The sequence below is a fragment of the Candidatus Planktophila sp. genome (assembly GCF_046070465.1).
Classification (GTDB): domain Bacteria; phylum Actinomycetota; class Actinomycetes; order Nanopelagicales; family Nanopelagicaceae; genus Planktophila.
Window position 1 is genome coordinate 1 of the sequence record NZ_JBJTMK010000037.1, and the last position, 11,752, is coordinate 11,752.

Genomic DNA, 11,752 nt, shown 5'->3' on the forward strand with positions numbered 1-11,752 from the left:
ACCAATGGAGTCATGATTACCGCAACGATGGTCATCACCTTCAAGGTGTATGGAGTACTTGAAGCGTTGGTAATAGTGAGATCAAATTCTGAACTGATAGAACTTGGCATCACTCGGGGATAAAGTGCGTAGAACAACGTAGCAACGAATGTTGCGATTGTTGCTGCAGAGAAGATAAATGCCCAGCCTTCACGAACCTGGAGAAGAGCGAACAACCCTGAAAGCCAGAGGACTGCAACGATAACTGAAAGTCCGAAAACAAGGCCATTGAACTCAGGCAACATGAAGTTGGTCCATACAAGGAAGGCCACAGCTGCAACTGCTGCAACAAGACCAAGCTTGAGCCCCAATACCCGTGATCGCTCACGAATTCCTCCATCAGTTTTCAAAGCCAAGAAGACTGCACCGTGCGTAAGGAAGACCGTAAGAGTCACAACGCCACCCAAGAGTGCATAAGGGTTGAGCAGATTGAAGAATCCACCTACATATTCAAGATTCTTATCGGCAGAAAGTTCGATTGGCACTCCACGAACGATATTTGCAAACGCTACTCCCCAGAGAAGAGCTGGAATAAAGCTTGCAATCACGATTGCAATATCCCAACGCTGACGCCACTGCGCTTTTCCGTACTTGGAGCGATATTCAAAGGCCACTCCTCGCACAATGAGCGAGGTCAGGATGAGAAAGAGCGGTAAATAGAAACCGCTAAAGAGGGTTGCATACCATTCCGGGAAAGCGGCAAATGTTGCTCCTCCTGCGACAAGTACCCAGACTTCATTTCCATCCCAGACTGGACCAAGCGTCGTTAATACAGCGCGACGATCAGCTTCATTCTTTGATACGAATGGAAGCAAGACTCCGACGCCGAAGTCGAAACCTTCAAGGATGAAGTAGCCAACCCAGAGAATCGCAATCAGCAAGAACCATGTTGTTTGAAATGTCATTTTCTAATCCTCCTCAGTAGCTCATCACGAGTGGCTTATCGGAACTTCCTCCGAATTGTGGATTCTCGTAATCAACTTCAGGAGCAGGTCCATTTTTGATTACCTTGAGAGTCAGTCCGACTTCAATCACAGCAAGAACACCGTAGAGAAGTGTGAAGACGATCATTGTGAAGAGAACACTCCCTGCAGATACAACAACACTCACGCCATCTGCGGTCTTCGCCAATCCAAAGACAGTCCAAGGCTGACGAGCTGTCTCTGTAAAGATCCAACCGAAGGAAATCGCAGCTAATGGAATAAATGGCATGGTCAGCATGGAGCGGAGGAACCACTTACTTTGTGGAAGTTCTCCACCCTTGCGTGTACGCCAGAGTGTGAAGATTGCAAGGAAGAATGCGATTGCACCGAAACCAATCATCAATCGGAATGACCAGTACGCCAAAGGAATATTTGGAGTGTATTCACCTGGGCCGTAGGTCTTCTCATACTCAGCTTGAAGGTCATTGACGCCCTTAACTGTGGCGCCAAAGTCACCTGTAGCTAAGAAGGACAACATAGACGGGATATCAATCTGGAAGACAGAGCGAGATCCATCGAGCGTTCCGACTGTCAGAATCGAAAATGGAGCTGATTCGGTTGTGTCATAGAGAGCCTCAGCAGCAGCCATCTTCATTGGCTGCTGTTCTGTCATGACTTTACCAATGACATCGCCAGTGATGCTGACGAGCAAGAAGGAGATGATGACGGTGACAAGGCCCAACTTAAGCGTTGGTCGTGCCATCTCAACATCCTTCTTCTTCAAAATCAAGTAGGCAGAGATTCCAGCCATAAATGCTCCTGCTGCAAATGCTGCAGATGGGATTGTGTGCAAGAAGGTCACCACTGCAGTCTTCTGAGTCAGGACTTCAACAATGCTGGTGAGCTCTGCGCGATGCTTCTCGGCATTGATGACATATCCGACCGGATGTTGCATCCATGCATTTGCTGCCAAGATGAAGTAGGCGGAGAGAACTGTTCCCAATGACGCCAACCAAATTGTTGCAAGGTGAACCTTCTTAGGAAGACGGTCCCAACCGAAGATCCATAGACCCAAGAATGTGGATTCGAGGAAGAATGCAAGCAAGCCTTCCATCGCAAGTGGTGCACCAAAGATGTCGCCAACGAAACGTGAGTAGGAAGACCAGTTCATTCCAAATTGAAACTCCTGCACGATGCCAGTAACAACACCGATGGCGAAGTTGATAAGAAACAACTTTCCAAAAAATTTGGTTGCACGAAGATACTTAAGATTTCCGTTGCGGTACCACGCTGTCTGAAGTCCAGCCACGAGGAAACCTAATCCGATCGTGATGGGAACAAAGAGGAAGTGATAGACGGTTGTAATGGCGAACTGCCATCGCGCGAGATCTAGAGCGCTCATGTTGCTCTCCGTTTCTAATAATGCCCACTCTCGTGGAACTTTTTACATGGCTCTATCTTGCGCCTGCTCATTGCAGGAAATCAGGGTGTTCGCTGTAGCCCGCCTCACACTCGACTTTTTACGCGTAAATCTCACGAGGGCTGGCACTCTTGCCTTGCGGATTGGCTCAATCCGGCCCCCTCTTGCTACCCTTTGCGCCTGCTGAACGCGTATGGCGGTTAGCTTTATTAATTCAAGGAGTACCGCAATGGCATCAACATGCGACATCTGTGGCAAGGGCCCAAGCTTTGGTAACAACGTTTCACACTCACAGGTGAAGACACGTCGTCGTTGGAATCCAAATATCCAGCGCGTAAAGACACTTGTAAAGGGTGCTTCAAAGCGTCAGAACGTCTGCACATCATGCCTCAAGGCTGGCAAGGTCGCTCGCGCGTAATTATCTTTTAAGAGAAATGGCTCCAGGAAACTGGGGCCATTTTTATTTCCCTCATATTGTGAATGAGCGAAATTCCAGATCCTTCATGGACGTGACCAATATTGATTCCTGGCAGATCACGACCTGTTGCAAGCAAGACATGGTCTTCTCCCCCTTGGAGAATCCAGTCAAGTACTTCTGCTCCCATTTTCTCTGCGAGATCCAATAGCTCATCAAATCCTTCTGCGCTCTCGAAGGAAGTGAGGTGGAGTGAGAAACCAACGCCTGACGCTTTTGCCATTTGTGCGCCTTGAACCAAAACAGCATCGCTTACATCTGACATTGATGTTGCACGAGAGAAATCAATATTGAAGTTAATAGCTGGAACTTTGTAGCGAGTGATCGCTTTATCTGAAAACTCTTTCTTAGATTGCAACATCGCAAGGCCTGCTGCCGACCATCCAGTCAGCGATGAGAGAAATATGGAATCGCCCGGGACGGCTCCTGACCGAAGAATGGGCTTCTCTGCATGACCTACTGCAGTAATTGCAATAGACAAAGTTTGAGATCGCGCGAGGTCTCCACCAACCACAACCGCACCAGCCCTGGAAGCTTCAGCTTGAATACCTTCTGCCAGAGACTTAATCCAATCAAGACTTTCATTACCAGTCAGCGTCGCCGCAACCAATAGGTAATCGCATCTCCCATTCATAGCCAGAACATCTGCAATGTTGGCGATTGCGATTCGTTGACCAATCTCAAAGGCTGTAGACCAATCGGCGCGGAAATGCACGCCTTCTACTGCGATATCTGTTGTCAGAATTTGCTGGGCTGCGCCATTCACGAGAGCTGCGTCGTCGCCAATTCCCAGAATGACTCGGGGGTCTTGCGTGGAAAATACTTGGGCAAGTACCTCAATAACCTGCTCCTCCGAAAAACTCATAGTCAGAAACCTATCTCATGAGGTACGGTGCGCTTATGAACGTACAGGCATATATCTTGATTCAAACTGATGTCGGCAAGGCATCTTCTGTTACCGCTGCGATCGCTGCTATTCCTGGCGTGACTCTCGCTGAAGGAATCACTGGTCCTTACGATGTCATCATGCGCGCTGAAGCTCAGACAATGGAAGAATTCGGTCGTCTCATCTTGTCTAAGGTGCAGGCTGTTCCAGGTATTACCCGCACTTTGACATGTCCTGTCACTGGCTGAATTAACTGAGAAGCGTAGTTATTAACTCTTTATAAGCAATACCGCTTGCAGCCCACATCTTTGGAAATGCCGATGTAGGGGTAAAGCCAGGCATTGTGTTAATTTCATTAATGATGATCTCGTTTGTGGACGTGACAAAGAAGTCGACTCGCGCTAAACCGCTCGCCCCAATTGCTCTAAATGCTTTGATTGCGTTCTCACGAATTGCGCGAATAACGAGTGGATCAAATGGCGCAGGTATATCTATGCGAGTTGCGCCATCGAGGTACTTCGCCTCAAAATCATAAAATTCAAAGTGGGGATCAATCCAGACTTTGCCGGGTATTGAAGCCTTAATCTCTCTACCTACCCGCAGGACAGCACACTCTACTTCTGCTCCAATGATTGCGCTCTCAATCAAAACTTTTGAATCATAGGAAAGTGCTTCTGTCATCGCTGCAGAGAAATTGTTGTAATCCTTTACCTTCACGGTTCCACGACTTGACCCTCCGCGTGCGGCCTTTACAAAGAGCGGTAGTCCTAGGTGCTTGATGGACTCTGCAATCTGGACTGGATTCTGCCTCCACTCTTCAGCGGTCACTGTGATGCCAGGTGCCCCTTGGATTCCTGCGCGAGCAAATGCAATCTTTGATTCAGATTTATCCATAGCAATTTCTGATGCAGCAGCTGCGCTTCCAACATATTTGATAGCAACTAGAGCCAATTCGCGCTGTAGCTGTCCATCTTCGCCATATGTTCCGTGAAGTACCGGGAAGATGATGTCGATAGGCAGCTTCTCGCCATTAACCCCCAGTGCTCCGCGCGTCCGTCTTACCTCAGGATAATTTCCAGAGATAGATGGGAGGCGCTTATTGACCATTTCCAGCGGGTAATCCAGTGGCAATAACATCCACTTGCCTTCACGAGTGATACCAATGAGAACAGGTTCGAACTTAGTGCGATCAATGGCAGAGAGAACTCCACTAGCAGAGATGCAAGATATTTCGTGTTCACTACCTGGCCCACCGCAGAGAATAGCTACGCGCTTTCTCATCGAATGAAGTTTTCCGCTTTTGTAGTGATCTCCATGAGGCGCTGAAGCGCAGCCTCAGGAGTCAGTGATCCATTGACGATATCTGCCACCGATTCAATAACTGGAACTTCAACACCCACACGGTGAGCGATTTCAACAACTGCACCTGCTGATGCAACACCTTCTACCGTCTTTGCAACTTGCTCACGCGTAGTCTCGATGGAACCTGTACGGCCAAGGATTTCTCCAAAGGTGCGGTTACGAGAAAGCGGAGAACCACAACTTGCCACCAAATCCCCCATGCCGGCGAGCCCTGCTGCTGTCAGTGGATCAGAGCCATGCGCCGCACAGAGGCGAGCTACTTCATTGAGGCCACGAGTAATCAGCATTGCCTGGGTGTTTTCACCAAAGCCCATGCCGATGGAAATTCCAACAGATAAAGCGATTACGGATTTGATCGCACCCGCGAGTTCGCATCCCATGACATCTGTTGATGTGTAGGTGCGGTAGTAAGGAGTGCGAAAAAGTTGCCGGATAAAGTCGGCAAGCTCTTGCGTTGCCGCTGCCGCTACCGCCCCAGCGGGCTGACGCAGAACAAGCTCATCAGCAAGGTTTGGTCCGGTAATGACGCCAACCTTTGAAACACCCCACATCTCTTCAATGATTTCTGTCATGCGCATCTGCGTGCTGATTTCGATGCCCTTGAGAGTGCTGACAACTATCGCATTCTCAGCAATAAGTGGCTTCCACTCGGCGAGCATCGTGCGCAGTTGCTGTGCAGGGATGGCAAGAACATAGACCTGAGAATGAGCAAAGGCAGCCTTTACATCAGAGGTCGCCTTGAGCTCTGCAGGAAGCACATGAGCTTCAAGGTATTTTTGATTGGTGTGACTGGTGTTGATTTCATCAACAACATCAGCGCTGCGACCCCAGAGAAGAACATCATTGCCAGCGTCATGCAGTACCTGGGCCATGGTGGAACCCCATGCGCCAGTTCCGAAAACCGTGACTTTCTCTGACATTACTTCGCCTTCTTCTTATTAGCTTTTACAAAGTTTCCTGTCTTTGGAAGAGCCGACGTGTGAGGGTCAAAGATTACTGGAGGGCGCTTCTCGCCACGAATCTCTTCGAGCATTGCCGTAATTGCTCGCATGATTTCAGCTGTTGCTTCGATGAGCGCCTGCGGATCTTCATGCTTGCCTTTCCAAGCTGAGAGATCTACCGGCTTACCGATGCGCATCTCAATTGTCTTACGTGGAAAGAGATGAATGCGATTTGTATATCGCGGGAGAATTTTCTGTGAACCCCACTGCGCAATCGGAATGACCGGTGTATCTGTTGCAAGTGCCAAACGAGCACAACCGGTCTTTGCAATCATCGGCCACAGTTCTTCATCGCGAGTCAAGGTACCTTCAGGATAAACGCCGAGGAGATGACCCTTCTCTAGCAGAATCTTTGCGTGATCTACCGCTTTGCGAGCATTGCTAGATTCCCGCTCGACGGGAATTTGGCCTGCTGCCAAGAGAATCTTTCCAATAACGGGAACCTTGAATACCCCTGATTTTCCTAGGTATCGAGGTGCTCTGCCATTGGTGTAGAGCATGTCTGTCAGTACTAATACATCTGCATAAGAGAGATGGTTTGATGCAACTATCGCACGACCGCTTGCTGGAATATTTTCTACTCCGCGGATATCGCGTTTCATAATCAATCGGAAAATCGGAATAATCAGCGTTGTGCAAATCTTAAATGTCAGATTTGTGCCGAGCGGCTTACCCTTGGGAGGGTCATAAGAAACTTTGAACTCGGACATGTGTGTAATTCTATGTGGGTAAAAGAGAAATGGAGCCGGCTTTCGCCGACTCCATTTCAATAAAAAGAAAAATTACTTCTTCTTCTTTACAGCCTTCTTGACAACCTTCTTAACTGCTGCCTTCTTTGCTGGAGCCTTCTTAGCAACCTTCTTAGCTGCTGCCTTCTTAACAGGCTTCTTAGCTGCTGCCTTCTTTGCGGCTGGCTTAGCAACTGGCTTTGCAACTGGCTTTACCTCTGGCTTTGGTGCTGGTCCGAGCTTGCGATCGCCAGCGATAACTTCCTTGAGTGCCTTTGCAGGGAGGAAGCGTGCCTTCTTTGAAGCCTTGATCTTGATTGTTTCGCCTGTGAATGGGTTGCGTCCCATACGTGCCTTGCGATCAACCTTCTTGAACTTACCGAAGTCGTTGATCATGACATCGTTGCCTGCAGCCATGTTACGGACGATTGTGTCGAAAACGATATCAACAGCGTGAGCTGCTTCCTTCTTGCTGCCGTTGAAGTGTGGGGCCAACGCAGCGATGAACTGGGCCTTATTCATTGATTTCCCCTAAGTTTTACGCGTAAATAATTAAGCTTTTGCCTAACTGCGTTAAACATAAGCCTTGCTAAGGGGTGATTGCGTTATTGCATTGCGCGTGTCGCGATTTTTTATTTCGCGATTTTTGCACTTTTTATGCGTAAAAAACTCTCATTCTTAGCTTGAGAGTTTTTCATTACCTACTTACCCTGCCTACAAAACGAGCGATTTACGCTTGTTTTTAAGCGCGAATCGGAAGCGTTGTTGGCTTGAGAGTTGAACGCTTGTTCTCAAATGCATCAATAGAGTCACTTTGAGCCAGGGTTAGACCGATGTCATCGAGACCTTCCATCAAGCGCCAACGTGTGTAATCGTCGAGATCGAAAGAGAGATTTGTTGACCCGTATGAAACGGTGCGTGAATCAAGGTCGACAGTAATCTCAGTCGATGGCGTTGCCTCGATGGTCGCCCAGAGCTTTTCAACCTCAGCTTGAGGAATGATGACGGTCAGCAATCCACCTTTGAGCGAATTGCCACGGAAGATATCTGCAAAACGGCTTGAGATCACAGCCTTGAAGCCATAGTTCTGAAGCGCCCAGACTGCGTGCTCGCGAGATGAACCGGTTCCGAAGTCAGGACCTGCAACAAGAACAGTGCCCTTCTTAAACGCCTCCTGGTTGAGGACGAATTCTGGATCATTGCGCCATGCAGAGAAGAGGCCGTCCTCAAATCCGCTACGTGTAACGCGCTTCAAATAGACAGCGGGGATAATCTGATCGGTATCGACATTAGAGCGGCGAAGCGGGACACCGGTACCTGTATGTGAAATAAATTTTTCCATGATTTTCTCTCCCTCTTTTACAAATCTGCCGGTGATGACAAAGTGCCGCGAAGCGCAGTTGCTGCAGCTACCTGTGGGCTGACAAGGTGAGTACGACCACCCTTACCTTGACGGCCTTCAAAGTTACGGTTTGATGTTGATGCTGAACGTTCGCCAACGGTGAGCTGATCTGGGTTCATGCCAAGACACATTGAGCAACCTGCATTGCGCCATTCTGCTCCTGCATCGATAAAGATCTTGTCGAGACCTTCTGACATTGCCTGCTGACGTACGCGCTCGGATCCTGGGACAACCAACATACGAAGTGTTGCAGCAATTTTTTTGCCCTTCACAATATCTGCTGCTGCTCGAAGATCTTCAATGCGACCGTTGGTGCATGAGCCCAAGAAAACAGTGTCAATCTTTACCTCTTTCAGAGGGGTTCCTGGAGTGAGTCCCATGTACTCAAGTGCGTTCTTTGCAGCAACCTGATCAACCTCGTTAGCGAAATCAGATGGGCTTGGAACCTTCGCTGACAGTGGAAGTCCTTGACCTGGGTTTGTTCCCCAGGTAACGAATGGCTCGAGTGAGTCGCCATCGATTTCGACCTCAACGTCGAACGTGGCATCAGCATCTGTGAAGAGCGTGCTCCAGTACGCAACTGCTGCATCAAAATCTTCAGGTGCGTGCGGCTTACCCTTGATGTAATCAAAAGTCTTCTGGTCTGGCGCGATAAGTCCTGCACGTGCACCTGCCTCGATAGACATATTGCAGACTGTCATGCGTCCTTCCATTGAAAGTTCGCGAATTGCTTCACCGCGGTATTCGAGGATATATCCCTGTCCCCCACCTGTGCCGATCTTTGCAATGATTGCAAGAATCAAATCCTTGGCAGTTACGCCAGGCTTCAACTTTCCATTGACATTGATAGCCATAGTCTTTGGGCGACGAGATGAAAGTGTCTGTGTTGCAAGAACGTGCTCAACCTCAGATGTTCCAATACCAAATGCAATTGCACCGAAGGCGCCGTGTGTAGACGTATGTGAATCTCCACAAACGATTGTCATGCCCGGCTGTGTCACACCAAGCTGTGGACCGACAACGTGGACAACACCCTGATCCACATCACCTAGTGAGTGAAGGCGAACGCCAAATTCTTTACAGTTATTGCGAAGAGTATCTACCTGCAACTTTGATACGGGATCTGCAATCGGCTTCAAGATATCGAGCGTTGGAACATTGTGATCTTCGGTTGCAATTGTTAAATCAGGGCGACGGACTTTGCGATTGGTTAAACGCAATCCATCAAATGCCTGTGGGCTCGTTACTTCATGGATGAGGTGTAGGTCGATATACAGTAGATCTGGCTCGCCTTCAGCCGAGCGAACAACATGCTCTGCCCAAATCTTCTCTGCCAATGTCTTGCCCATAACCGCCTCCAATATATTCCGCGCCTGATATTGCCATCCCATTTGGTGAGATGCTAATATCACTTCATGGACAAGAAGAATAGCGGAGTCGGCGTTCTAGACAAAGCCGTAGCAATCCTGGGCACTCTCGAATCAGGCCCGCACTCCCTCGCAGAGCTTGTGGCAGTGACAGGAATCGCACGCCCGACCGCTCATCGCCTTGCCGTCGCCCTCGAGCATCACCGCCTCGTTACTCGCGATCTCAATGGTCGCTTCGTTCTCGGTCCACGTTCTGCAGAGCTTGCTCTCGCAGCTGGTGAAGACCGTCTTATCGCCGCCGCTGGCCCCGCTCTCGCTGCTCTTCGCGATGCGACCGGGGAATCAGCTCAGTTGTACAAGCGCCAAGGCGACGTTCGACTCTGTGTCGCAGTTGCAGAGCGTCTCTCAGGTCTTCGTGACTCTGTTCCAGTCGGTGCCGCACTCACTATGCAGGCTGGTTCTGCTGCTCAAATTTTAATGGCGTGGGAAGACTCGGAGAAGATTCACCGCGTTCTGAAGAATGCTCGCTATACAGCAGCTCATCTTTCAGCAGATCGTCGTCGCGGCTGGGCTCAATCGGTAGGTGAACGTGAAGCAGGCGTTGCATCCGTCTCAGCACCTGTGCGCGGTCCTAATGGAAAAGTTATTGCAGCTGTTTCAATCTCTGGCCCTATTGAACGTCTTGGCCGCCAACCAGGGCGCCTCCACGCTGCAGCTGTTGTTGCTACCGCTGAACGCCTTACCGAACATTTAAAGCAAGGCAAGTAAAACTAATCGGTAAAGTCTGTACCGATACCTAGTTCGCGGATGACGCGGGCTATCACGGGAAATCCAAAACCCTTACGTTGTAACAAGGATTGAATCCGTCGAATCTGAACATCACTCTCAAGGCGTGACATGGTCGAGTACTTCTTCATCGCGAGCTCGAAGGCAGATTGGTATTCAGCATCATCATCGATGGTGTCGAGAGCGCAGTTGATCTCCTCCTGTGTCACACCTTTTTGACGAAGCTCGGTTGCAATAACGCGCTTTGAGATCTTTTTATGGTTGTGGCGCGATGTAGCCCATGCGAGAGCAAACTCTTGGTCATTAACGAGGCCGGCTTCAGATAACCGGAAGATGGTGGCCTGGGCTACCTGATCTTCAACGCCCCGGGTCTTAAGGTGAGCGAGAAGCTCGCCCTTACTTTTCGCTCGTGCAACAAGTGCGTTTAACGCAATTGCATAAGCTACTTCGTAAGGGTCAGAGCCCTCGCCTCTTTCGACCTTTGCGTACTGCAGAGAAATTAGAAATCTACCTCTGCTACTGCGTCATCAATCTCGGCGATCAAAGCTGCATCGACCTCGACTGGGACAAAACTTGCACGGATCTTATTTTCAATATCGTTGGCGAGATCTGGGTTATCGAGAAGGAAGTTACGTGAATTCTCCTTACCCTGACCAAGCTGATCGCCTTCGTATGTGTACCAAGCGCCTGACTTCTTTACGATGCCAAGGTCAACACCCATATCGAGAAGTGAACCTTCACGTGAGATACCTGTTCCGTAAATGATGTCGAATTCTGCCTGCTTGAAAGGTGGAGCCATCTTGTTCTTAACAACCTTGACACGTGTGCGGTTACCAACGGATTCTTGGCCATCCTTAAGAGTTTCAATACGACGGATATCGAGGCGAACTGATGCGTAGAACTTGAGCGCCTTTCCACCTGTCGTTGTCTCTGGAGAACCGAAGAAGACGCCGATCTTGTCACGCAATTGGTTAATGAAAATCGCTGTTGTCTTTGACTGGTGAAGTGCACCAGTAATCTTACGGAGTGCCTGAGACATCAAGCGCGCCTGAAGACCCATATGTGAGTCACCCATCTCGCCTTCGATTTCTGCGCGAGGAACAAGTGCTGCAACTGAGTCGACTACGACGAGATCGAGTGCGCCAGAGCGAACCAACATATCCATAATCTCGAGAGCTTGTTCTCCGGTATCTGGCTGTGAAACGAGAAGTGCATCGATATCAACGCCGAGCTTCTTTGCGTATTCAGCATCGAATGCATGCTCTGCATCGATAAATGCGCAGATACCGCCCTGCTTCTGTGCAGATGCAATTGCGTGCAATGTAAGAGTTGTCTTGCCTGAAGATTCTGGTCCGTAGATTTC

Annotated in this window: 14 protein-coding genes; 3 read left to right on the forward strand and 11 right to left on the reverse strand. The window is 49.3% G+C overall.

The features are described from left to right. Together cydB and ACKOVI_RS01850 are read right to left on the reverse strand one after the other, a co-directional pair. The coding region (gene cydB, locus ACKOVI_RS01845) for a cytochrome d ubiquinol oxidase subunit II (protein WP_509602260.1) at positions 1-944 on the reverse strand (944 nt) is incomplete at its 3' end. A 13-nt stretch (positions 945-957) separates the two neighbouring features. Next, entirely contained in the window at positions 958-2,364 is a 1,407-nt protein-coding gene (locus ACKOVI_RS01850; protein WP_509602262.1) for a cytochrome ubiquinol oxidase subunit I, read from the reverse strand. Between the two features lie 247 nt (positions 2,365-2,611). Between ACKOVI_RS01850 and rpmB the strand changes: the two genes are divergently transcribed. Further along, positions 2,612-2,800 carry a 50S ribosomal protein L28 gene (rpmB, locus tag ACKOVI_RS01855; protein WP_509602264.1) on the forward strand — a complete coding sequence of 63 codons (189 nt, stop codon included), beginning with the start codon at positions 2,612-2,614 and terminating at the stop codon, positions 2,798-2,800. A 7-nt stretch (positions 2,801-2,807) separates the two neighbouring features. On the opposite strand, the gene thiL is transcribed toward rpmB, so the two are convergent. Continuing rightward, positions 2,808-3,722 carry a thiamine-phosphate kinase gene (thiL, locus tag ACKOVI_RS01860; RefSeq protein ID WP_509602266.1) on the reverse strand — a complete coding sequence of 305 codons (915 nt, stop codon included), beginning with the start codon at positions 3,720-3,722 and terminating at the stop codon, positions 2,808-2,810. 35 nt (positions 3,723-3,757) lie between these two features. Between thiL and ACKOVI_RS01865 the strand changes: the two genes are divergently transcribed. Beyond that, entirely contained in the window at positions 3,758-3,991 is a 234-nt protein-coding gene (locus ACKOVI_RS01865; protein ID WP_509602268.1) for an Lrp/AsnC family transcriptional regulator, read from the forward strand. A gap of 1 nt (position 3,992) precedes the next feature. Here ACKOVI_RS01865 and ACKOVI_RS01870 read toward each other — a convergent pair whose 3' ends face one another. The 6 genes from ACKOVI_RS01870 to leuC form a co-directional block, all read right to left on the reverse strand. Beyond that, a complete protein-coding gene (locus tag ACKOVI_RS01870) occupies positions 3,993-5,024 on the reverse strand; it encodes a D-alanine--D-alanine ligase family protein (RefSeq protein ID WP_509602270.1) in 1,032 nt (343 codons plus the stop codon). Continuing rightward, entirely contained in the window at positions 5,021-6,025 is a 1,005-nt protein-coding gene (locus ACKOVI_RS01875) for an NAD(P)H-dependent glycerol-3-phosphate dehydrogenase (protein WP_509602272.1), read from the reverse strand. The genes ACKOVI_RS01870 and ACKOVI_RS01875 overlap by 4 nt, the downstream gene beginning before the upstream one ends. After that, positions 6,025-6,816: a lysophospholipid acyltransferase family protein gene (locus ACKOVI_RS01880; protein ID WP_509602275.1), complete on the reverse strand. Its 792-nt coding sequence runs from the start codon at positions 6,814-6,816 to the stop codon at positions 6,025-6,027. Before ACKOVI_RS01880 ends, ACKOVI_RS01875 begins: the two co-directional genes overlap by 1 nt. 72 nt (positions 6,817-6,888) lie before the next feature. Continuing rightward, positions 6,889-7,356, reverse strand: a complete 468-nt coding sequence (locus ACKOVI_RS01885; RefSeq protein ID WP_509602277.1) for an HU family DNA-binding protein — start codon at positions 7,354-7,356, stop codon at positions 6,889-6,891. A gap of 220 nt (positions 7,357-7,576) precedes the next feature. Next, positions 7,577-8,176 (reverse strand): 3-isopropylmalate dehydratase small subunit, encoded by a 600-nt coding sequence (gene leuD / locus ACKOVI_RS01890; RefSeq protein WP_509602279.1) that lies wholly within the window; start codon positions 8,174-8,176, stop codon positions 7,577-7,579. Positions 8,177-8,193: 17 nt separating this feature from the next. After that, positions 8,194-9,585 carry a 3-isopropylmalate dehydratase large subunit gene (gene leuC / locus ACKOVI_RS01895; protein ID WP_509602281.1) on the reverse strand — a complete coding sequence of 464 codons (1,392 nt, stop codon included), beginning with the start codon at positions 9,583-9,585 and terminating at the stop codon, positions 8,194-8,196. Between the two features lie 66 nt (positions 9,586-9,651). On the opposite strand from leuC, the gene ACKOVI_RS01900 reads away from it, so the two are divergent. After that, positions 9,652-10,371 carry an IclR family transcriptional regulator gene (locus tag ACKOVI_RS01900; RefSeq protein WP_509602284.1) on the forward strand — a complete coding sequence of 240 codons (720 nt, stop codon included), beginning with the start codon at positions 9,652-9,654 and terminating at the stop codon, positions 10,369-10,371. Between the two features lie 2 nt (positions 10,372-10,373). Here ACKOVI_RS01900 and ACKOVI_RS01905 read toward each other — a convergent pair whose 3' ends face one another. Together ACKOVI_RS01905 and recA are read right to left on the reverse strand one after the other, a co-directional pair. Beyond that, entirely contained in the window at positions 10,374-10,889 is a 516-nt protein-coding gene (locus tag ACKOVI_RS01905) for a regulatory protein RecX (protein WP_509602287.1), read from the reverse strand. Further along, a partial coding sequence (gene recA, locus ACKOVI_RS01910) for a recombinase RecA (RefSeq protein WP_509602286.1) occupies positions 10,889-11,752 on the reverse strand: 864 nt, incomplete at its 5' end. The genes ACKOVI_RS01905 and recA, both read right to left, overlap by 1 nt.